Origin of the sequence: Mycobacterium vicinigordonae, from assembly GCF_013466425.1 — a bacterium.
Taxonomy (GTDB): Bacteria; Actinomycetota; Actinomycetes; order Mycobacteriales; family Mycobacteriaceae; genus Mycobacterium; species Mycobacterium vicinigordonae.
This window is the reverse complement of the sequence record NZ_CP059165.1, coordinates 4,631,298-4,651,699: the sequence shown is the minus strand read 5'-3', so window position 1 is coordinate 4,651,699 and position 20,402 is coordinate 4,631,298. Positions and strand designations below refer to the sequence as shown.

At 65.5% G+C, this 20,402-nt stretch carries 20 protein-coding genes; 9 read left to right on the top strand and 11 right to left on the bottom strand.

The window, feature by feature from the left end:
* Nucleotides 1-5: 5 nt before the first annotated feature.
* The gene (locus tag H0P51_RS20810) at nucleotides 6-1,592 is read left to right on the top strand and encodes a GMC family oxidoreductase (RefSeq protein WP_180914772.1); all 1,587 of its coding nucleotides are present in this window, start codon (nucleotides 6-8) and stop codon (nucleotides 1,590-1,592) included.
* Between the two features lie 14 nt (nucleotides 1,593-1,606).
* Here the strand turns inward: H0P51_RS20810 and H0P51_RS20805 are convergent, their stop codons facing one another.
* The 4 genes from H0P51_RS20805 to H0P51_RS20790 are packed head-to-tail and all read right to left on the bottom strand — an operon-like array spanning nucleotide 1,607 to nucleotide 6,975.
* Nucleotides 1,607-3,265 (bottom strand): ABC transporter family substrate-binding protein, encoded by a 1,659-nt coding sequence (locus H0P51_RS20805; protein ID WP_180919123.1) that lies wholly within the window; start codon nucleotides 3,263-3,265, stop codon nucleotides 1,607-1,609.
* A gap of 7 nt (nucleotides 3,266-3,272) precedes the next feature.
* The gene (locus H0P51_RS20800; RefSeq protein WP_180914771.1) at nucleotides 3,273-5,108 is read right to left on the bottom strand and encodes a dipeptide ABC transporter ATP-binding protein; all 1,836 of its coding nucleotides are present in this window, start codon (nucleotides 5,106-5,108) and stop codon (nucleotides 3,273-3,275) included.
* Complete coding sequence (locus H0P51_RS20795) at nucleotides 5,105-6,001, bottom strand: ABC transporter permease (protein WP_180914770.1); 897 nt, start codon at nucleotides 5,999-6,001, stop codon at nucleotides 5,105-5,107. The genes H0P51_RS20800 and H0P51_RS20795 overlap by 4 nt, the downstream gene beginning before the upstream one ends.
* The gene (locus tag H0P51_RS20790; RefSeq protein ID WP_180914769.1) at nucleotides 5,998-6,975 is read right to left on the bottom strand and encodes an ABC transporter permease; all 978 of its coding nucleotides are present in this window, start codon (nucleotides 6,973-6,975) and stop codon (nucleotides 5,998-6,000) included. Before H0P51_RS20790 ends, H0P51_RS20795 begins: the two co-directional genes overlap by 4 nt.
* Nucleotides 6,976-7,134: 159 nt before the next feature.
* Here H0P51_RS20790 and H0P51_RS20785 point away from each other — a divergent pair, with 159 nt between their 5' ends.
* The 4 genes from H0P51_RS20785 (at nucleotide 7,135) to H0P51_RS20770 (ending at nucleotide 11,155) form a co-directional block, all read left to right on the top strand.
* Nucleotides 7,135-7,626, top strand: coding sequence for a beta-class carbonic anhydrase (locus H0P51_RS20785; protein ID WP_180914768.1), 492 nt, complete (start codon nucleotides 7,135-7,137; stop codon nucleotides 7,624-7,626).
* Nucleotides 7,627-7,813: 187 nt separating this feature from the next.
* Nucleotides 7,814-8,743, top strand: a complete 930-nt coding sequence (gene cysD / locus H0P51_RS20780) for a sulfate adenylyltransferase subunit CysD (RefSeq protein WP_180914767.1) — start codon at nucleotides 7,814-7,816, stop codon at nucleotides 8,741-8,743.
* A complete protein-coding gene (cysC, locus tag H0P51_RS20775; protein WP_180914766.1) occupies nucleotides 8,743-10,587 on the top strand; it encodes an adenylyl-sulfate kinase in 1,845 nt (614 codons plus the stop codon). The genes cysD and cysC overlap by 1 nt, the downstream gene beginning before the upstream one ends.
* 100 nt (nucleotides 10,588-10,687) lie before the next feature.
* Complete coding sequence (locus tag H0P51_RS20770; protein WP_180914765.1) at nucleotides 10,688-11,155, top strand: Rrf2 family transcriptional regulator; 468 nt, start codon at nucleotides 10,688-10,690, stop codon at nucleotides 11,153-11,155.
* A gap of 7 nt (nucleotides 11,156-11,162) precedes the next feature.
* On the opposite strand, the gene H0P51_RS20765 is transcribed toward H0P51_RS20770, so the two are convergent.
* A complete protein-coding gene (locus H0P51_RS20765) occupies nucleotides 11,163-11,552 on the bottom strand; it encodes a VOC family protein (protein WP_180914764.1) in 390 nt (129 codons plus the stop codon).
* 5 nt (nucleotides 11,553-11,557) lie between these two features.
* Nucleotides 11,558-11,971, bottom strand: coding sequence for a VOC family protein (locus H0P51_RS20760; protein WP_180914763.1), 414 nt, complete (start codon nucleotides 11,969-11,971; stop codon nucleotides 11,558-11,560).
* 39 nt (nucleotides 11,972-12,010) lie between these two features.
* On the opposite strand from H0P51_RS20760, the gene H0P51_RS20755 reads away from it, so the two are divergent.
* Entirely contained in the window at nucleotides 12,011-12,889 is an 879-nt protein-coding gene (locus H0P51_RS20755; RefSeq protein WP_180919122.1) for an LLM class flavin-dependent oxidoreductase, read from the top strand.
* On the opposite strand, the gene H0P51_RS29015 is transcribed toward H0P51_RS20755, so the two are convergent.
* Both H0P51_RS29015 and H0P51_RS20745 read right to left on the bottom strand, forming a co-directional pair.
* Nucleotides 12,890-14,236, bottom strand: coding sequence for a DUF6777 domain-containing protein (locus H0P51_RS29015; protein ID WP_180914762.1), 1,347 nt, complete (start codon nucleotides 14,234-14,236; stop codon nucleotides 12,890-12,892).
* A gap of 105 nt (nucleotides 14,237-14,341) precedes the next feature.
* On the bottom strand, nucleotides 14,342-15,814 hold the full coding sequence (locus tag H0P51_RS20745) for a glycosyltransferase family 39 protein (protein WP_246398114.1): 1,473 nt from the start codon (nucleotides 15,812-15,814) through the stop codon (nucleotides 14,342-14,344).
* Between the two features lie 85 nt (nucleotides 15,815-15,899).
* On the opposite strand from H0P51_RS20745, the gene H0P51_RS20740 reads away from it, so the two are divergent.
* A complete protein-coding gene (locus H0P51_RS20740) occupies nucleotides 15,900-16,391 on the top strand; it encodes an NUDIX domain-containing protein (protein ID WP_246398886.1) in 492 nt (163 codons plus the stop codon).
* A 52-nt stretch (nucleotides 16,392-16,443) separates the two neighbouring features.
* The gene (locus tag H0P51_RS20735) at nucleotides 16,444-16,929 is read left to right on the top strand and encodes an Rv2253 family sensor-like surface protein (protein WP_180914759.1); all 486 of its coding nucleotides are present in this window, start codon (nucleotides 16,444-16,446) and stop codon (nucleotides 16,927-16,929) included.
* A gap of 73 nt (nucleotides 16,930-17,002) precedes the next feature.
* On the opposite strand, the gene H0P51_RS20730 is transcribed toward H0P51_RS20735, so the two are convergent.
* The 3 genes from H0P51_RS20730 to H0P51_RS20720 form a co-directional block, all read right to left on the bottom strand.
* Nucleotides 17,003-17,344: a DUF732 domain-containing protein gene (locus tag H0P51_RS20730; protein ID WP_180914758.1), complete on the bottom strand. Its 342-nt coding sequence runs from the start codon at nucleotides 17,342-17,344 to the stop codon at nucleotides 17,003-17,005.
* Nucleotides 17,345-17,455: 111 nt separating this feature from the next.
* A complete protein-coding gene (locus H0P51_RS20725; protein WP_180914757.1) occupies nucleotides 17,456-18,253 on the bottom strand; it encodes an ester cyclase in 798 nt (265 codons plus the stop codon).
* On the bottom strand, nucleotides 18,250-19,482 hold the full coding sequence (locus H0P51_RS20720) for an aromatic ring-hydroxylating oxygenase subunit alpha (RefSeq protein ID WP_180914756.1): 1,233 nt from the start codon (nucleotides 19,480-19,482) through the stop codon (nucleotides 18,250-18,252). The genes H0P51_RS20725 and H0P51_RS20720 overlap by 4 nt, the downstream gene beginning before the upstream one ends.
* A 129-nt stretch (nucleotides 19,483-19,611) precedes the next feature.
* On the opposite strand from H0P51_RS20720, the gene H0P51_RS20715 reads away from it, so the two are divergent.
* On the top strand, nucleotides 19,612-20,400 hold the full coding sequence (locus H0P51_RS20715; RefSeq protein ID WP_180914755.1) for an alpha/beta hydrolase: 789 nt from the start codon (nucleotides 19,612-19,614) through the stop codon (nucleotides 20,398-20,400).
* Nucleotides 20,401-20,402: the final 2 nt, after the last annotated feature.

Sequence of the window (20,402 nt, the reverse complement as noted above, 5' to 3'; positions counted from 1 at the left end):
CTGCAATGGAGATGCAGTGCGATTATGTGATAGTCGGTACCGGCTCGGCCGGTGCCGCACTGATCGATCGGCTCAGCACCGATCCGGGCACCGAGGTGGTGGCGCTGGAAGCCGGGCCCGGCAACACCAACCGATTCATCGGGATTCCGGCGGCGTTCTCGAAGCTGTTCCGCAGCGAGATCGACTGGGATTACCTTACCGAGCCGCAACCCGAGCTGGACGGACGCCAGATCTATTGGCCCCGAGGCAAAGTGCTCGGCGGCTGCTCGTCGATGAACGCGATGATGTGGGTGCGCGGCTTCGGCGCCGACTATGACGAATGGGGCAGACTGGCCGACCCGCAATGGTCAGCCGCTCAGGTACTCGAGTACTACCGGCGCATCGAGAACGTCAGCGCGGCTTGGCACTTCGTCAGTGGTGAAGACAGCGGCGTCATGGGTCCGCTGCACATCTCCCGCCAGCGCAGCCCGCGACCGCTCACAGCGGCCTGGTTGTCCGCTGTCCGGGAGTGTGGGTATCCGGCTGCACACCCGAATTCTATTGCACCGGAGGGCTTCTGCGAAACGGTAGTCACTCAGCGCCGGGGTGCCAGGTGCAGCACGGCCGATGCTTACTTGAAGCCGGCGATGAGTCGTAAGAATCTCACGCTGCTTACCGAAGCCACCGCGACGCGCGTCCTATTCGACGGTAATCGGGCGGTGGGGGCGGAGTATCAGCGCGCTGGTCATACGTCGGTGATCCACGCCCGGCGGGAGGTGGTGTTGTGCGGCGGCGCCGTCAACACCCCGCAACTGCTCATGCTTTCCGGGATTGGCGACCGTGACCACCTCGAAGAGCACGGTATCGAGATCGTCCAGCATGCACCGGAAGTCGGTCAGAACCTGCTCGACCATCTGGTTACACCGATTGGCTTCGACGTCGTCGACGGCAGCCTGTTCGCTGCTGAGAAGCCGCGGCAGCTGATCAGCTACCTGCTGCGGCGGCGCGGAATGCTTACCTCCAATGTCGGCGAGGCTTATGGATTCGTCCGCAGCCGAACCGATTTGGATCTGCCGGATCTGGAACTGATCTTCGCGCCGGCGCCGTTCTATGACGAGGCGCTGGTCCCCCCGGCCGGGCACGGAGTCGTTTTCGGCCCGATCCTAGTGGCGCCGCAGAGCCGGGGCCAGATCACGCTGCGCTCGGCCGATCCGTACGACAAGCCCGTCATCGACCCGCGCTATCTGTCCGATTCGGGCGGCGTGGACCGTGCCGCCATGATGACGGGACTGCGGATATGCGCCGAGATTGCGCAAGCGCCTTCGCTACGCGACGTCCTCGGGCCGCTCGTGCGACCGCGCCACAGCTCCGAACTCGATGACGCCACCCTCGAGTTGGCCCTCAACACCTGTTCGCACACCCTGTATCACCCGATGGGCACCTGCCGGATGGGCAGCGACGACACCAGCGTGGTCGATCCAGAGCTGCGGGTCCGCGGTATCGACGGGCTGCGCATCGCCGATGCGTCGGTGATGCCGAGCACGATCCGCGGACACACGCACGCACCGTCAGTGCTGATCGGGGAGAAGGCCGCCGACTTGATTCGGGGCTGACCGATGCTAGCGGGTCAGCGCATGAACCCGATCGCGGTGTAGTCCAGGTCGGCCAGTCCGCGGGCACCAAAGTTGGCCAGGTTGCTGCGAACCGCGACGGTGCCCACCGATTGGACGAGCGGCAGGCTGAATCCCTCGGCCCAGATGCGCCGGTCGACGTCGTTGGCTAGGGTGCGCGCCTTGTCGGGATCGAGTTCAGCGAGCGTCTGCTCAATGGCCTCGTCGATCTGCGGGCTGCCGATCTTGCCGAAGTTGCTGTCGCCTTTGGACATGTAAATCTGGGTGAGCGCGGAAAGGGGGAAGGCGTCGCCCTGCCAGCCGAACAGCGCGATGTCGAAGTCTCCGACATTGACGTAGTCGCTGAAGAATCTGCTACCGGAGCGGGGTTGGAGGCGTAGGTTCACGCCGATCTCGGCGAGGCTGTGCTGGGTGATCTGGGTGAAAACCTTGGCGGACGGCGATTCGTAGAACAGCAGCCGGACGGTGAGCTGCTGGCCGTTTTTCTCGCGGAACTGCCCGTTGAGCCGCCAGCCCAGTACGTCGAGATCGCGTTTCGCTTGTTCCGGGTCGTACGGCAGGCTGTTGTTCTGGTAGCCCTTCTGTCCGGCGACGAAGACGTGATTGTTCAGTGGCGCCGGGTCATCCGTCAGTCCGTTGAGCGCAACTTTGGCGATGGTTCGCCGATCGATTCCCTTGCAGATGGCCAAGCGAACTTCCGGGTCAGCCAGGGCGGAGCCCTTTGCGCCGTTCATGGTGAAGTGTGTCCAGCTCGGTCCGGGTGCCCGCCGAATCGACACGCCCTTGGTGTGCTCGGCGATGATCAGCTGGTCGAGCGAGCCGACACCGGAGGCGTCGATCGCGTTGTTCTGTAGTGCGGGCAGCGACGCCGAGGGATCGAGCACCAGGTAGGTGATGGAGTCCAAGCGCGGCCGTTTGCCCCACCATCTGGGGTTGCGGGTCAACGTGATTCGCTGCTTGGCGCGGTCCACCTGGGACACCATGAACGGACCTGCTGATATACCGGGGCCGTTGAGCAAGCCGGTGTTGAATGACTCGGGGGTAGCGGTCACACTGGCGGGCAACAGCATGCCGTTGCCGGCGAACATTCCGCGCCATTCCGCGTAGGGCTTGGCGAAGGTCATGATCGCCTGCCGGTCGTCGACACCGCGGGTCACCGAAGCGACGCGCTCGGCGCCGTTGGTCGACGCGATCTCGAACGTCTTGTCGGCGCCGCTGGTCGCCTGAATTTGGCTGGCGATGTCTTGCCACGTGATGGGTGTGCCGTCCGACCACACCGCTTGGGGATTGATGGTGTAGGTCACCACCTGCGGGTTGGTGCCGGTGAGTTCGACGCTGGTGAAGTAGTCGGTATTAACGGTGGCCGAGCCGTCTGCCGCGATCCTGAAGGCGCTGGGCAGGGTGGCCTTGAGCATGTTTGCCGTTTCGGCGCTGTTGCCGTCGATATGCAGGATGTTGAAGTTCGGCGGCAGGTCGCTGAGACCGAGTCGCAGGTTGCCGCCCTCCCGCAGGGTGGCGGGATCCTGCGGGTTGAGGTCGCTGCTGGCGCCGAGCGCGGCGTTGCCGCCGGCCGTCGTCGCGACGCCGGGGGAACATCCGCAGCACGCCAGCCCGGCGACTAGCGTCGCCGCCAGTGCACGGCAGAGCCTGCCCATAACCTGGCTAGTCATCTCGGCGCTCCGGCTGTGGCACTGCATTCAACAGGCTCCGGGTGTATTCGTGTTGCGGGTTGCCGAACACGTCTTGGCTGTCGCCCTGCTCGACCACGGCGCCGCGGAACATCACCACCACCTGGTGAGCAAGGTGCTTGACCACCGAAAGGTCGTGGGAAACAAACAGATACGACAGCCCGAACTGATCCTGCAGGTCCAGCAACAGGTTGATGATCCCGGCCTGAATCGAGACGTCGAGTGCCGACACCGGCTCGTCGAGAGCGAGGATCTTGGGCCGCAGGGCCAACGCCCGGGCGATGCCGATGCGCTGTTTCTGCCCGCCGGAGAACTCGGCAGGGTAGCGATCGGCGTCGGCTCTGCGCAGACCTACGGTGTCCATCAACTCGGCCACCTTGGAGTTGGTGTCGCGCTTGTCGAAACCGTTGGCTTGCAAGGGTTCGGCGAGCAGTTCGTACACCGGCAGCCGCGGGTCCAGCGATGCCACCGGATCCTGGAACACGATCTGGATGTCGTGGCGCAGCGACCGGCGACCGGCCGTAGTGAGGGTGGCGACATCGGTGCCGAGCACCTCGATCGAACCCGATTGCGGCGCGGCCAGTTCCATGATCTGTTGCAGGGTCGTCGACTTGCCCGACCCGGACTCACCGACTATGCCGAGGGTACGGCCTTGTCGTAGTTCGAAGCTGACGCCGTCGACCGCCCGCACCTCGCCCACGGCGCGGCGCAGCAAGACACCCTTGGTCAGCGGATACGTCTTGACCAGATCGCGGACCCGCACCACGATGGTCGAATCATCGTGCTCCGCTTCACCCCTCGCAGTCTCGACGCCGTAGATGTCGGCAGCGCTGCGCCCGGCGGCCGCCTCGGTACGAATGCAGGCGGCCCGGTGATCGGGTCCGACCTCCACCAAGTCCGGCTCGGCGTCGCGGCATTCGTCGATGACCAGGGGGCAGCGTGGCGCGAAGGGGCACCCTGGTTCCAGGTCGACCAGCGAGGGGGGTGCCCCGGGGATCGGGACCAATCGGGTGCCCTGGGGGGCGTCGAGCCGCGGCACAGAGCCCAAGAGGCCTATGGTGTAAGGCATCTGGCGATCACGGTAGAGATCGGTCACCGTAGCCGATTCGACGATCCGACCCGCGTACATCACCAGCGCACGGTCGGCGAACTCGGCGAGCACACCGAGGTCGTGGGTGATGATCAGCACTCCGGCGCCGGTGACGTCGCGGGCCTTCTTGAGTACTTCGAGGATCTGCGCCTGCACGGTCACGTCCAGAGCGGTGGTGGGTTCGTCGCAGATCAACAGGTCGGGGTCATTGGCGATGGCTATCGCGATCACCACGCGCTGCCGTTCGCCGCCGGAAAGCTCGTGCGGAAATGCCCGGGCGCGCTGCTGCGGTTGTGAGATACCCACCAGCTCAAGGAGTTCGGCTGCACGTGCCGCGGCGGCCTTCTTGCCAACGCCGGGTTGGTGGACCCGGATCGCCTCGGCGATCTGATCTCCGACGGTATAGACCGGCGTCAGCGCCGACATCGGGTCCTGGAACACCGTGCCGATCGATTTGCCGCGAAACGCCGACATCGCGTTGTCGCCGAGTCCCAGCAGTTCGGTGCCGTGCAGCCGAACAGAGCCGTCTACCTTCGCGTACTCCGGCAACAGGCCCACCACCGCCATTGCCGCCGCCGACTTGCCCGAGCCCGATTCGCCGACCATCGCCACCACCTCACCGGGGTTGACGTGATAGCTGATGCCGCGCACTGCCCGCACCGGGGCGCCGTCGGTCGGGAAGGAGACGGCCAGGTCGGTCACCTCGAGAAGCGGGCTCATGCACCACCACGCCGCAGAGTTCTGGCGCCGGGATCAAATGCGTCTCGCAGTCCGTCGCCGGTCAGGTTGGTGCACAGCACAATCAACACCAGTGCACCGGCGGGGAATAGAAAGACCCACGGGAATGTGGTGGCCGACTGGGTGCCGTCGGCGATCAGGGTGCCCAGCGACACATCCGGGGGCTGGACGCCGAAACCGAGGAAGCTGAGCCCCGTTTCGGCCATGATCGCGGAGCCGACGTTGATGGTGGCGTCGATGATGAGGATCGAGGCCACGTTGGGTAGCACGTGCCTGGTGATGATCCGGCGACTGGATACGCCCATATATCTTGCGGCGCGGATGAATTCGAGTTCCCGCAGGCCTTTGGTCAGGCCGCGCACGATGCGGGAGCTGACCATCCAACCGAACACTGACAGCAACACGATCAGTGAGGCGATGTTGGCCGAGTTCCTGGTTTTCATCGACGCAATCGCGATCAGAAGAATGGACGGCACCACCAGCATCAGGTCGACCAGCCACATCAGCGCGCGGTCTCGCAGTCCACCGAAGTATCCGGCGATTGATCCGACGGTAGCGGCTATCCCGGTGGAGATCACCGCAACGCAGGCGCCAATCAGCATCGACTTCTGCATGCCGCGCAATGTTTGTGCGAGCAGGTCCTGACCCAACGCGTTGGTGCCCCACCAGTGATGCGAATTCGGCGGCTGCAATAGCGCATTGAAATCCAGATCTTGATACGAGTAGGGCAGCACCGGGGGCAAGGCGTAGCAGCCGACGAACATCAGCACCAGGATCGCCAGCGCCGTGACCGCGGGTCGATTGCGCAGGAACCGGCGCCGCACCAAGGTGCGGCGCGAGGTGAATTCCGCGCTATGGGTGGCGTCGACCGTCATGAAACCCGCACCCTGGGGTCGAGCGCGGCGTAGAAGATGTCGGAGAGCAGGCCGGCCAGCAACACGACGGTGCCCGAGAACAGGGTGATGGCGACGACGATGTTGGTGTCCTGGGTGGAGATCCCGCGAATCACCCATTCGCCCATGCCGTGCCAGCCGAAGATCCTTTCGACGAAGACGGCTCCGCCGACAAGCCCGGCCACGCTGTAGGCGAACAATGTGGCCATGGGTATTAGCGCCGTGCGCAGACCGTGCTTGACCAGTGCGCGTCGCCGCGTCAGCCCTTTGGCGCGGGCGGTGCGGATGAAGTCCTGACCGAGAATGTCCAGCATCGCGTTGCGCTGGAACCGGCTGTACCCGGCGGCGGCCATCAAAGCCAGCGTGAAGGTGGGCAGCACCAGGTGCTTCAACCGGTCGACCATGGCCGCCCACGTTCCACTTTCGATTCCGGGTGCCGTCTCGCCGGTGTAGTCGAATAACTGATATCCCAGCGCCCAGTTGAGTCGCAGCGCGCCGATGATCAGCAGGTAGGCGATGACGAACGACGGCGTGCTCATCACCAGGAATGCGAACACGGTGACGAGGCGGTCACTGAGCCGGTACTGGCGAATGGCCCCCCAGGCCCCCAGCGTCACACCCAGCAGCGTGCCGACCACGGAGCCGATCACCACCAACCGCAGGGTGACTCCGACCCGGCGTCCCAGTTCTGTACCCACGGGTTGGCCGGTGATCGTCTTTCCGAAATCGCCCTGCACGACGTGTGAAACCCAGTTTGCGTAGCGGATCGGAATGGGCCGATCCAAGCCGAGGTCGTGGGCCTTGGCGTCGATGACCGCCTGGGGTGGGCGGGGACTGCGCTGCATCAGGCCTTCCAGCGGGGAGAACACCGTCGCCGCCAGGCAGTAAGTCAGGAACGACGCGAGCGCGAGCAGCACAATGTAGTTGAGTACACGGCGCAGTAGGAAACGCGTCATGCCCTACCACCGTGTCGCATTGGGACAGGGTAACGACCGGGGGGCTGAGGCGGCTCCCGACTTTCCGATCCGGCTGAGTCGCACTAGTGAATTCCCGGCGTCCGATTGTTACCATGCAGCGCGGCAGCGATTCGCGTAGCAAACCCGAGGGAGACTTGCGTGACGGTTACCGACGACTATTTGGCCAACAACGCTCAGTACGCGAGCGCTTTCCAGGGTCCACTGCCGCTTCCGCCTAGCAAACACATCGCGGTGCTGGCGTGCATGGACGCCCGAATCGACGTCTACCGAGTGCTGGGTATCAAGGAGGGGGAGTCGCACGTCATCCGTAACGCCGGTGGCGTGGCCACCGACGACGCGATCCGATCGCTGGCCATTAGTCAGCGGCTGCTCGGGACACGGGAGATCATCCTGATCCACCACACCGACTGCGGGATGCTCACATTCACCGACGACGATTTCAAGCGCGGTATCCAGGACGAAATCGGGGTGAAGCCACCGTGGGCCGCCGAGGCGTTCCCCGATGTGGCCGAAGATGTCCGGCAGTCCTTGCGCCGCATCGAGAGCAGCCCGTTCGTCACTAAGCACGTGTCGTTGCGTGGCTTCGTCTTCGATGTCGCGACCGGCAAACTCGAAGAGGTCACCCTCTAACGGTCGCCTAGCGGCCTTTCCTCGCAGCGAACCTCACCGCACCGCGCGATTCCCAGCGCGAAAGCGCAGCCCGGCTATATGCGCGGGCTCCTTGGCAGCTGTTGACAGCTTTTGACCCGGCTGGTTTGATACCCGGTAATACAAATAAATTTGGTCAATTCGACCAACATTACCGGGAATGATGCCGATGACGACCGATCTGGCTGCCGGCCCCACCGCCGGCCAGTACGAACTGAGCCATCTGCGCTCGCTGGAAGCCGAAGCGATCCACATCATCCGCGAGGTCGCCGCCGAGTTCGAACGGCCCGTCCTGCTGTTTTCCGGCGGCAAGGACTCCATCGTGATGCTCCACCTAGCGCTGAAGGCATTTCGGCCCGGGCGGCTGCCCTTCCCGGTCATGCACGTCGACACCGGCCACAATTTCGACGAGGTTATCGCTACCCGGGACGAGCTGGTCGCCGAGTCCGGGGTGCGTCTGGTGGTGGCCTCGGTTCAGGACGACATCGACGCCGGCCGCGTCGTGGAGACCATCCCGTCGCGCAACCCGTTGCAGACGGTGACGCTGCTGCGCGCAATCCGGGAGAACAAGTTCGACGCGGCATTCGGGGGCGCCCGGCGCGACGAGGAGAAGGCACGCGCAAAGGAGCGGGTGTTCAGCTTCCGCGACGAGTTCGGCCAGTGGGACCCCAAGGCGCAGCGGCCCGAGCTGTGGAACCTCTATAACGGGCGTCATCATAAGGGCGAACATATCCGGGTGTTCCCGCTGTCCAACTGGACCGAATTCGACATCTGGTCCTACATCGGCGCCGAGAAGGTCAAGTTGCCCTCGATCTATTTCGCCCACCGCCGCAAGGTGTTTGAACGCGACGGCATGCTGCTGGCGGTGGACCGTCACCTGCAGCCCCGGGCCGACGAGCGAGTGTTAGAAGCCTCGGTGCGGTTCCGCACCGTGGGCGACGTCACCTGCACCGGGTGCGTGGAGTCTAAGGCGGCCACGGTGTCGGAGGTCATCGCCGAAACCGCGGTGTCCCGGCTCACCGAGCGCGGCGCCACCCGGGCCGACGACCGGATTTCCGAGGCTGGCATGGAAGACCGCAAACGGCAGGGGTACTTCTGATGACGACACTGTTGCGGCTGGCGACCGCCGGTTCGGTCGACGACGGCAAGTCGACGCTGATCGGGCGACTGCTCTACGACTCCAAGGCCGTGATGGAGGACCAGTGGGCAGCCGTCGAACAGACCTCCAAGGATCGCGGTCACGAATACACCGACCTAGCCCTGGTCACCGACGGCTTGCGCGCCGAACGCGAGCAAGGCATCACAATCGACGTCGCCTACCGCTATTTCGCCACTCCTAAGCGCAAATTCATCATTGCCGACACGCCCGGCCACATCCAGTACACCCGCAACATGGTTACCGGCGCCTCCACCGCCCAGTTGGTGATCGTGCTCGTCGACGCGCGCCACGGCCTGCTTGAACAATCCCGCCGGCACGCCTTCCTGGCGTCGCTGCTGGGTATTCAGCACATCGTGCTGGCGGTCAACAAGATGGACCTGATCGGTTGGGACAAAGAGAAATTCGAGGCCATCCGAGACGACTTCCACGCCTTCGCCGCACGCCTGGACGTCCAGGACGTCGCCACCGTCCCGTTGTCGGCGCTGCACGGCGACAACGTGGTGACCAAGTCCGACCAGGCGCCGTGGTACGAGGGGCCGGCGCTGCTGTCGCACCTCGAAGAGGTTTACATCGCCGGAGACCGCAACCTGGTCGATGTCCGGTTCCCGGTTCAGTACGTCATCCGGCCGCACACCCGCGAGCACCAGGACCATCGCAGTTACGCGGGCACGGTGGCCAGCGGCGTGATGCGTCCCGAGGACGAGGTGGTGGTGCTGCCGGTCGGCAAGACCACCAGGATCACCGCGATTGACGGACCGAACGGCCCTGTAACAGAAGCCTTTCCACCGATGGCAGTGTCGATCAGCCTGGCCGACGACATCGACATCTCCCGCGGCGACATGATCGCCCGCACCAACAACCAGCCCCGGATCTCGCAGGAATTCGACGCGACCGTCTGCTGGATGTCGGACACGGCGGCGCTCGAGCCCGGCCGCGACTATGTCATCAAACACACCACGCGGACCACCCGTGCCCGGGTGACCGCGCTGGACTACCGGCTCGACGTCAACACCCTGCACCGCGACAAAACGGCAACGGCGTTGAAGCTCAATGAACTTGGCCGCATCTCGCTGCGCAGCCAGGTGCCGCTGCTGCTCGACGAGTACACCCGCAACGCCAGCACCGGGTCGTTCATCCTGATCGACCCCGATACCAACGGCACGGTGGCTGCCGGGATGGTGTTGCGTGACGTCACGGCGCAAAAAGCCAGCCCGAACACGGTGCGGCACAAGTCTTTGGTCACCGCCTCCGACCGCGCGATCCACGGTAGGACGGTGTGGCTCACCGGTCTGTCGGGAGCCGGAAAGTCGTCGGTTGCCATGCTGGTCGAGCAGAAGCTACTCGAAAAAGGCTTTCCCGCATACGTTCTCGACGGTGACAACCTGCGGCACGGGCTGAATGCAGACCTGGGGTTCTCGATGGCCGACAGGGCCGAGAACCTGCGCCGGCTGGCGCACGTGGCGACGCTGCTGGCCGATTCTGGCCAGATTGTCTTAGTTCCGGCGATCAGCCCGCTGGCCGAGCATCGGGAGATGGCACGGAAAGTGCACGCCGACGCGGGATTCCAGTTCTTCGAGGTGTTCTGCGATACCCCGCTGCAGGAGTGCGAACGCCGTGATCCCAAGGGTTTGTACGCCAAGGCGCGGGCCGGGGAGATCACCCATTTCACCGGTATCGACAGCCCGTACCAGCGGCCGAAGAACCCCGATCTGCGGCTGCTCGCCGATCACAGCATCGAGGACCAGGCGCAGGCCGTGATCGACATGTTGCAGCTCCCGTCCTGATCTGCGCGAATGTGACCGGTTGGAGATTCGGGCCGCGGTATCTCGCCCCGGCGTTACGCTCACGAAGGCAGGTCCCAGGCGGATGAGACAATCCTGAATTATGCGGATGTCGGCCAAAGCGGAATACGCCGTGCGGGCGATGGTCCAACTCGCCACGGTCCCCAGCGGAACCCTGGTCAAGACCGAGGATCTGGCGCAAGCCCAGGGCATTCCGTCGCAGTTTCTGGTCGACATCCTGACCAACCTTCGCACCGATCGACTGGTGCGAAGTCAACGCGGGCGCGACGGCGGCTACGAACTCGCCCGTGCCGGCAGCGAAATCAGCATCGCCGACGTATTGCGTTGCATCGACGGCCCGTTGGCCAGCGTCCGCGACATCGGGCTGGGTGATCTGCCCTATTCCGGTCCGACCCTGCCGTTGACCGACGTGTGGCGGGCATTGCGGGCCAGCATGCGCTCGGTGCTGGAGGAGACGACGTTGGCCGACGTCGCCGCCGGCAAGTTGCCCGAGCACGTCGCGAGAATGGCCGACGACTACCGCGATCAGGAGAGCAAACGGCACGGCTGAGGCCAGGTCATCCGCCTGAGCCGTAGGGACGGGTGAGGATCTCCATCGCGTGCCCGGCCGGGTCACGGAAGTACACGCCGCGCCCGCCGTCGCGGGTATTGATCTCGCCGGGCCGTTGCGCGCGAGGATCGGCCCAGTGCGGCATGCCGCGCGCAGAGATCTTGCCGTAGATGGCGTCGAATTCCGGCTCGGAGACCAGGAAGGCATAGTGCTGCGGGCGGATCTCGTCGTCCTCGCCGACGTCGGCGTAGTCGAGGCTGGCGCCGTGCTCCAGCGTGACCACAAGGAATGGACCGAACGGCGCCGGAGCCGGCAGGCCGAACAATTCGGTCAGGAACTCCGCCGAGGTCCGCTTGTCGCGTGCCGCGACGATGGTGTGGTTAAAGCTGATTGCCATGTTTCCTACTTCGGTGCAGTGAGCTCCAGCGCGATGTTGTCGGGGTCGCGGAACTCCAGGATATAGGACGGCCCAATGTCCTTGACCGGCTCGTGGCCGATCCCGATCTCGTCCAAATACTCTGCAGCGGAATCTATTTCGTCCTTGCTACCGAGCCGGAACGCGATGTGATCCAGGCCGGTGCGATCCTCGTCGAAGCGGTCGCCGGCCACCGGCCGCAGGCCCAGCAACGCGCCGCCCATGTCGTAGATGACCCCACCGAACAGAAAGCTCAATCGGCTCCGGGTCGCCTCGTCGGCGTTCTCGGGTATCTCGACCAGTACGGGCCAGCCGAATACGTTTTCGTAGAACTGCCGGGATCGTTCGATGTCGGTGACGGTGAGCCGGACATGCGCAATGGACGTGCTGCTTAAGGCCATCCGACCCATGCTGCCAGAATCAGCTGTGTGCGCGTAGGTATGACCATGCCGGTAATGGAACCCGACCTCGACGCCACCCTACTCAGGGATTGGGCCCGTGCGATCGACGCCGGCCCGTTCTCGTCGTTGTGTTGGGGTGAGCGCATCGCGTTCGACAATCCCGACAGCCTGACGCTGCTCGGCGCATTGTCGGCGTGGACCGACCGAGTTCGGCTGGTGACGACGGTGATCGTGCCGCAGTTGCACGACCCGGTGATGCTGGCGAAGGGCCTGGCGACCGGCGACCTGCTCAGCGGTGGGCGCCTGACGGTCGGTATCGGCGTGGGCGGCCGGCAGGAGGACTACAACGCGGTGGGCGCCGATCTGCAGACGCAGACGATGCGCGGCATGGCTGAGCGGGTGGCGGTGCTGAAACGTGTCTGGGCCGGTGAAAAGACCACCGATTCGGTGCGCCGGGTGGGTCCGCTGCCGGTTCAGGCGGGCGGTCCGCCGCTGCACGTCGGCACCATCGGTCCCAAGACTGTCCGCAGCGCGGCGACCTGGGCCGACGGAGTCGCCGGGACCACGCTGGATCTCGATGTCGCCAAGCAGAGCGAGTTGTTCGACGTGGCGCGATCGGCGTGGGCGCAGGCGGGAAGGCCCAGGCCGCACTTGGCGACCTCGTTCTGGTTCGCGTTCGGTCCGCCCGACGAGGCGCGTACGCAGGTGCATCGCCATCTGCGGCGATACATGAACTGGATTCCGGCCGAGTATGTCGACGCCATGGCGCCGACGACGGGATGGGCGGGAACTGAGGACGAATTGGTGGACGTCCTGCGCGCGTTCGCCGACGCCGGCACCGACGAAGTGCAACTGATTCCGACTAGCTCGGACATCGCGCAGTTGCGGCGCGCCGCCGACGTCGTCGCCGCGTTGTAGTCAGCCGCCGGCGGTGGGCCGCGGCGCTGCGGTTGGCTTGGGAGCGGCGGTGGGCTGCGGTGCCGCCGTCGGCTTTGGCGCTGCGGTTGGCTGCGGGGCTGCGGTTGGTTGCGGGGCTGCGGTGGGTGGCGGCGCGGTCGGCTGCGGAACGCCGGTCGGCTGCGGAACCCCGGTCGGTTTCGGCGTGCCGGTTGGCTGCACGCCCGTCGGTTGGACTCCGGTGGGTTGCACCCCGGTGGGTTGGACGCCGGTGGGTTGGACTCCGGTCGGTTGGACTCCGGTCGGTTGGACTCCGGTCGGTTGCACCCCGGTCGGTTGCACTCCGGTCGGTTGGACGCCGGTGGCTTGCACCCCAGTGGGTTGGACCCCAGTGGGTTGGACGCCGGTCGGTTGGACGCCGCTAGGTTGCGAGCCGCTAGGCCGTGACCGGCCGGTAGGCCCGGTCGGGACGCCCGTCGCGCCCGTCGGGACTGGCGTCGCACCCGTAGCGCGCTGCGCCCCGGTGGGCTGCGGCCGCACCGGAGGCGGCAACGGACCTATCGGCAGCCGGCCGGCGGGTGGTGGCGGCGCCGTGCGAGTGGACTGCACGGGAACCGTCTGACCCACCGCGATATCGGGCTGGAACGGGGTCGCGGCCTCCGCACCGACCGGCGTGACCGCCAGCAGCTGCATCTGAGTCGCCGGTTGCGCGGCGGGTTGCACGGCTACCACCGATGACTGGTCGAAGGTCCGCCATCCGTTCCCGCTGTACTTGGGTGCGATGTCGCGCTCCGGCTCGGAGAGCGGGCTGCCCGACGTGCCCCGCACCCGTGGGACGCCTTTGTCGTCGACCAGCACCGGGGTACCGGCCTGCAGCACGGACTGGAACGGCCTCGCCGCGCCGTCCTGGTAGGAGTAGTCGGTCACTGCGGTGTCGTGGATCAGGACAACCGGGGTCAGCGAGCCGACATACCCGTCGACGTCTGAAACCTGTGCGGCACCGCGCCAGGCGGCAGCCATTGGCGGATTGGCATCCAGTTCGGTCACCAACTTGTCCCGATCCATCGCCGGCACGCCGGTGACCCCGCCGTACAGATCCGGCTGGGTACCAGATACGTCTACAGTGCTCGCGACACCGCCCGCGGCCGGCACCGACTCGGTGGACTCGCCTTCTACAGGCACCGCCACCGTAGTGAGATCCGTGGTCCACGGATACGCACCGCGCGACGTGGCGGATTGCAGCACCACTTCGCGCTGCACCACCGGAGTGCTCTTGGATGAGCAGCTTGCCAGGCCAAATAACACCGACGTAACTGCAAGCCCGATGGCTATCGCCAGCGACGTTTGCTGGGCGCCATGGTGCCGCATCCGCACACTGTGCTTCGGTGGTGGTTGGACTGCCATACTGCCGAAAGCTCCCCGCTGGATTCAGGTAACGAAACCATATCGCGAATAGTTTGCTCAAGCACCTGTTCAGTGGTTTGCGAAAATGCTGACCACCCGCCGCGGACCGTCGGCGAAGCGGTCCATCAGTCGAGCGGTCGGGAAGCCGATATCGCGGGCTGTTGCCGCTTCGGCCTGTCCACCGCACGGCAGCACGGCCACGCGGAAGAACAGCGGATCGCAGGTGACCACCAGGAACTCGGCGGCCGACGGATCGGCCCGCGGGCTGCCTTGGCGCCGCAGCGGAAATTCCAGTGCTGCACCCGTTTTCGCGACTCCGGTCACCGCCGTGGGGTGCGTCCCGGTGACGGCACGTATCCGGGTTGCGGTGTCGGAGGCGCGGGGCCATCCGCCGTCCGGCGACTTCAGTGGCGGCAGCGACGCGACTGACAACGCGATGCAGGCGGCGATGGCAACGACGGCAGCGGTCCTGGGTACCAGCGCGGTCCATAGTCGGGCTGCGCTAATTCCGACGGCCGCGAACAGGATCGGGTCCAACCACGTGTGGTACTGGTCGGTGGGCAGGCCGGCGACTGGGGTCGCCAGGCCCGGAGCCACCACAGCAAGAGCTAGCGCTGCCCACGCCGTCGACGCGGCCGCCCACCAACCGAACAGACGGGCGATGCCCTGCCCGAAGACGGCGAGGAACACCAGCGCCGCCGCAGTGATCAAGGCCCCCGGCCAGCCCGGCACCGGCCATTCCAGCACCCGTCGTGAAATGGCGACAATCCGCGAGGGCAGCGCCGGTCCGCGCCCGTCGTCCGGCTGCCCCAGAAAATCGGCGATCGCGTGCGACTGTGCGAAGCCGTGGGACAGGTCGTACATCAGGTTCGGTAGGAACCCGACCACGATAATCACCACCGCGATGGCCAGCGGCGCCAGCATCCGGGGGCGTTCGGGGCGTGTCCGGCGCAGCAGGTCGGCCGAAATCAAGACCGCGAACGGCGGGATTGCCAAGGCGGCCAGCAGATGACCGTTGAGCATCAGCAGACCACCCAGGGCCGAAAGCAGCCACCAGCGGGCCCGCCGGGTGTGCCACGCATGCCAGGCGGCGGCGCAGGCCAGCGCAGCTCCCGGGACGACGATGTTGGCGTTCCAGACGAAGGTGGACGAGCTGATCGACGTCGGGCTGATGGACATCAGCAGCGCGGTGAGGTGTCCCGCGAGGGGGCCGGCGACCGTGCGGCCCAGCCACCAGGCCGCGGCGACGCCCGCGACGCCGATGACGGCGAGTGTTGCCACGGCCGCCACCGGGTGCGCATCGGTCGCGAAGGCGCCTGGCGCCAGAATCCAGTAGAACCACGCGCCGTGGTGAACGGTCGGCGCTGAGCTCAGCGGCCCGAGGAGCGGCAGCTGACCGTCGCGGACCCAGCGCAGCATCGTCAGCATCTCGATGCCTTGGTCGTCGTCCCACTCGCCGCGTCCGGGTAGCCCCACCAGGCGCAACGCCGCGGCAAGCAGCAGAATCGCGGTCAACGCGAGCTGGTCACGGGTCCAGCGCACGCGTGCGAGGTTATCCGGTCGTGATACTGGGCAGGTGCCTTTCATCGAAACCATCGGGTCCCGTGAGGTCTACCGCAATCCGTGGATGGTGTTGCGCGAGGACGACATCCGCCGGCCGGACGGCAGTCCCGGCGTATACGCGGTGGTGGACAAGCCGACCTACGCGCTGGTGATGGCCTACGACGGGGCGCGTTTTCGGCTGGTCGAACAGTTTCGCTACCCCGTCGGTGCGCGCCGCTGGGAGTTTCCCCAGGGCACCGCGCCGGATCTGGCCGACCTGGAAGCGGTTGCTCTTGCGGAGCGTGAATTGCGCGAGGAAACCGGGTTGCGCGCCGCCACTTTCGAGTTGTTGGGTCAGCTCGACGTCGCACCGGGCATGAGTAGTCAGCGCGGCTGGGTGTTCTTGGCCACCGGAATAACGCCGGGGCCGGTCGAGCGCGAGCACGAGGAGCAGGACATGCGCAGCGCCTGGTTCTCGCGACTGGAACTCGAGGAGATGATCCGCGACGGCGTCATCACCGATGCGCAGTCGATCGCCGCGTACGGGCTGTTGCTACTGCGGGAAGCTCGTCTTTGATCGTGTCCGCGGCGAAACCTAGTCGCGTCATCGATGGGTGAGCATATATCGGATGCGTCCGGTATTCGCCTTGTTCGCTGCCCTCGGAATCGCGGTGTGCGGTACTCCGGCGGCATCGGCGGCGACGCCGGCATGGAACGGCAAGTACTCGCTGGTGCGTTACGCAGCGGACAAGACCGGTACCAGCATGGCCGCCGCGCAGGCCGAAGCTACCTTCAGCGCCGACTACGTCTTCTCCACCGTGTGCTCGGCCGGCTCTTGTGTCGCCACCGCCAACAACGGGCCCAAGCCCGCCAACCCAACCATCGCGGTGCCGTCGCACTACGCCTGGGACGGCAACAGGTGGGTCGAGCGATTCGACTTCCAATGGGATTGCTACATGGGGGAGGGGGTTTCGAAGGTGTGGGCACCCGCGAAGTCGTGGGCGTTCTACACGCCGCAGCCGGATGGGTCTATGCGCGGCACCTGGCATACCGATATCGCCAGCGGTCCGTGCCAGGGCAGCGTCGAAATGCCGGTTGCCGCATTTCGGCGATGATGGGCGTTGTGCGCGCAAATGCGGGGATCCGGATGGATCCCCGCATTTTTCGGTCGAAAGCAGGCAGTCGCTATCAGGCGTTGCTGGTCCTGACGTACTGCGGGCAGTAGGCCTTGGCGGCGTCGACGGCGAACGTGTTGGCGCTGTTGTTGCTCAGGCCGGTCCGGGTGGCAACCCCGCTGATGACCTGCTTGCTGGTCTTGCCGGCGTTGAGCTCGCTGCAGACGGTCTGGGCTTCGCTGATGGCGCGGGCGGCGCTCGGCGGGGTGATGCCGTCGGCCTGGATCTGGGCCAGGAACGCGTCGTCGACCGAGTTTGCGCTGGCGGCGCCGGCGAAGCCAAGGGCGGCCAGACCGAGGGTGGCGGCCGTCAGGGTGGTGCCGGCCAGGGAAGCGGTGAAGCGGCGAGTGAACATTTCATAACTCCATTTGTGCTGGTGGTGGTGGACGCTGGATTGCGTTGAACCAATATTCGGCACCGGCACTTTTTGGATTCTTGATAAATTCTTGGCGTAATCGAGACCCTGCTACGGCTTCAGCAGCAAGGTCCGCGCACCCAGCCGATCGGTCACCACCCGTGCCTCGGTCACTGCTCCGTCGCGCACCCGGGCGAGGCCGGCGCATCGCAGCGTGGTCTCGCGGCCTTGCGCCTCGGCCGGGGCACCCACCAGCCCGCCACGGTACGTGCCGGTCTGGGTGACGTGGAAGGCAACCCGGTCACCGGCGGTGAACAGGTCGTTGACGGTGACGTCGGCGACGTCGATGGGCGACGGGTGCAGTGGCTCGTACCAGGACCCGTCGATGACGACGTCGCCTGCGTCGCGCAGGTCACCCTTGGCCAGCCAATCGCGGGCGACACGTTCGGTCTCCGGGTTGTGGGGCGCCGACCGGGTCCCCAGCCACGGATCGAGGTGGGGCGGCTCCAGCGGCGCGGGCTGGCCGCTGGCAAGTTGAGTCTCCTGGGTCAGGAAATCCTGTTCGACGTAGTTCTCCATCAATTGCTTTCCATCCCAGCGGTATACACCGATCCCGCTCCACGCGGCATAGTGTCCCTGCGCGCTCGGGCACGCGCCGTGTTCGGAGAATCGCATCGCGAGTCGGTCGCCATTGGTGACGAATTCGTGCACCACCAGTCCCAGGCCGGGGAAGCGGTCGAACACCAGCTTGACGGCCGGCTTGTAGGCGGCGTCACGCGGGAGGTCAAAACCGTTGATGTGCACGACGTAGTCCGGATGCATGATCTCGTCGCATACCGACTGGTCGTGGCTGTTGGTGTAGTCGATGCAATGGCGCCGCATCAGCGCCACAAACGGCTCGATGCTCATCGCTGCTCCACGTATCGGTCGAGAAGCGCTGGTGTACATAGCTTTTCGGGTATCCGTTCGACGCCGATGCACCGATCGATCTGTTCGTGGACGTAGCGGATCCGCCGTTCCTGGTATTGCAGCCGGAGCAGATCGGCTGCACCGCAGCGCATCGACTTCTGCGCCGCGGTCATGCAGCCCAAGTCCTCGAGCAGGACGGCCCAGTTGTTGGCGGTCATCGCGTCGATCAAACCCGCGGTCTGCTCGGACCGGGCGACCGGTGACAGGAAGTGGGTGACGAAGTGGCAGCTGTCGGTGCCGTCGGGCAGCGCGGTGATCAAGAAGGCCGTTGCAGGACCGCCCAGGACGATGCTCAGGTTCGGGAAGACATGAAACGAGTAGATGCCGAGTTCTGCCACCGAGGTGTCACCGCTGAAGTGTGGTATCGGAAAATCCGCTGGCCATGGTTGACGGAACCGAATCAGCATACGGGAGTGCCCATTTGGCAGCAGCCACTGGCCGGTGCGGGTTTCGTCGAGCAGTAGCGCCGCGGAGTCGCGATGCACGAACGGCACGTGGTAAGTCTCGATGTTGCCGTCGCCCGGCAGTTTCCAGTTACAGGCCACGTCGAGTTCCTTGCGGTCGACGAGGTGGACCTCGGATGCGTGCTCGCCAAGCAGCCCGTCCAGCTCGGTGGCCACCGGCTCGAGGTACTCGCGCAGCCCGGGGCCGCCGGGATGCAGTTTGACGAATACCAGGGAACCCCAAGTGTCACAGTCGACTTGGGGCAGGGGTGGGCAAGTGGTCTTAGCGCCGCGGGGAAAGTTCTTGGCTTCCGGGAAGCCCAGCAGCTTTCCGGTCAGGTCGTAGCTCCAGGCGTGGTATTTGCACACCAGGGTGCGCCCGGTGGATCCGCTGGGCTGGTCGACGAGCGGTCCGCCGCGGTGGCGACAAGAGTTGTAGAAGGCGCGAATGACACCGTCGCGACCGCGTACCAGGAAGATTGGGTGGCCCAGCTTGTCCAGGGCGTCGAGCATCAAGAAGTCGCCCGGCTCTGGCAGCTGACGGCTGTGCGCGACGAACAGCCAGCTCCGTTCTAGTACGTACTCGCGCTCCAGCGCGAGGAACTCGGGGTCGGTGTAGCGCGCCGCGGGGACGTCGATCGGGTTGGGGAAGTCGGCGGGGAAGGTGTCGCGTTGGCACTCTTCTTCGGTGCGCTCGGCGAGCGCGACGCTGCGCTTGATCTGCATGCTGGGCTACCTCTCCCGGGTGGACGCCTATTCATGCGTACCGCCGGCGATGTTGGTGCGCAAGCGGCGTTGGCACGTTATGGTTCGCCTCGGGGCCAGCAGACTTCGGGGGAGCAGAGGAGTTCCCCCGTGCTCGAAGTCATTGCCAAGGGGTCGGCCACCGAGCGTCATCGGACCCCGCTGCTGTTCGTGCATGGCTCGTGGCACGGAGCCTGGTGCTGGGACGAGCATTTCCTCGGTTTCTTCGCCGACCGCGGGTACGCGTGCTACGCGCCAAGCGTGCGTGGCCATGGGGCAAGCCCCGGCCGAGATCATATGCGCCGCTTGGGGATTCTAGATTATGTCGACGATGTCGCGGAGGTAGCCGGGCAACTGTCGGCGCCGCCGGTTTTGGTCGGTCACTCCATGGGTGGCTTCATCGTGCAGAAGTACCTGGAGCGCCACGGCGCGGCCGGGGCCGCCCTATTGGCGCCGGTTCCACCGCGCGGTGTGTTGAGACTGACGCTCGATGTCGCGCGTCGCTACCCGTGGCAGTTTGTCAAGAGCAATACGCGGATGTCGCTGGCTCCCATGGTCGCCACCCCTGAACAGGTGCGGGACTTGTTCTTCTGTGCGTCGACGCCGCAGGCGGACGTGGAGGCCTGCTGGCAACGGGTTGACGACGAGGCTTACCGCGCCTTCCTGGACATGCTCGTTCTGAAACTGGTCAAGCCCAAACGGGTCAACCAGGTGCCCGCCTTGGTCCTCGGCGCCGAACTCGACACCATGATCGTGCCCCACGAAATCGTCTACACAGCAGATGTTTTCGGCGTCAAACCGGAGTTCTTCGAGAATATGGGACACGACATGATGCTGGAGTCCGGATGGCAGTCGGTGGCCGAACGGATCGACGGCTGGCTGTCCCAGGAGGGGTTTTGAGG

Coding starts and splice junctions, on each gene's coding strand:
- H0P51_RS20725 (WP_180914757.1), bottom strand. CDS start 18,253: ATGAGCATCGAGCCGTTTGTGGCGCTGATGCGGCGCCATTGCATCGAC.
- H0P51_RS20720 (WP_180914756.1), bottom strand. CDS start 19,482: ATGCAGATCAAGCGCAGCGTCGCGCTCGCCGAGCGCACCGAAGAAGAG.
- cysD (WP_180914767.1), top strand. CDS start 7,814: ATGACGACCGATCTGGCTGCCGGCCCCACCGCCGGCCAGTACGAACTG.
- H0P51_RS20800 (WP_180914771.1), bottom strand. CDS start 5,108: ATGAGCCCGCTTCTCGAGGTGACCGACCTGGCCGTCTCCTTCCCGACC.
- H0P51_RS20765 (WP_180914764.1), bottom strand. CDS start 11,552: ATGGCAATCAGCTTTAACCACACCATCGTCGCGGCACGCGACAAGCGG.
- H0P51_RS20810 (WP_180914772.1), top strand. CDS start 6: ATGGAGATGCAGTGCGATTATGTGATAGTCGGTACCGGCTCGGCCGGT.
- cysC (WP_180914766.1), top strand. CDS start 8,743: ATGACGACACTGTTGCGGCTGGCGACCGCCGGTTCGGTCGACGACGGC.
- H0P51_RS20755 (WP_180919122.1), top strand. CDS start 12,011: ATGACCATGCCGGTAATGGAACCCGACCTCGACGCCACCCTACTCAGG.
- H0P51_RS20790 (WP_180914769.1), bottom strand. CDS start 6,975: ATGACGCGTTTCCTACTGCGCCGTGTACTCAACTACATTGTGCTGCTC.
- H0P51_RS20770 (WP_180914765.1), top strand. CDS start 10,688: ATGCGGATGTCGGCCAAAGCGGAATACGCCGTGCGGGCGATGGTCCAA.
- H0P51_RS20760 (WP_180914763.1), bottom strand. CDS start 11,971: ATGGCCTTAAGCAGCACGTCCATTGCGCATGTCCGGCTCACCGTCACC.
- H0P51_RS20735 (WP_180914759.1), top strand. CDS start 16,444: ATGCGTCCGGTATTCGCCTTGTTCGCTGCCCTCGGAATCGCGGTGTGC.
- H0P51_RS20730 (WP_180914758.1), bottom strand. CDS start 17,344: ATGTTCACTCGCCGCTTCACCGCTTCCCTGGCCGGCACCACCCTGACG.
- H0P51_RS20795 (WP_180914770.1), bottom strand. CDS start 6,001: ATGACGGTCGACGCCACCCATAGCGCGGAATTCACCTCGCGCCGCACC.
- H0P51_RS20805 (WP_180919123.1), bottom strand. CDS start 3,265: ATGGGCAGGCTCTGCCGTGCACTGGCGGCGACGCTAGTCGCCGGGCTG.
- H0P51_RS29015 (WP_180914762.1), bottom strand. CDS start 14,236: ATGCGGCACCATGGCGCCCAGCAAACGTCGCTGGCGATAGCCATCGGG.
- H0P51_RS20740 (WP_246398886.1), top strand. CDS start 15,900: ATGGTGTTGCGCGAGGACGACATCCGCCGGCCGGACGGCAGTCCCGGC.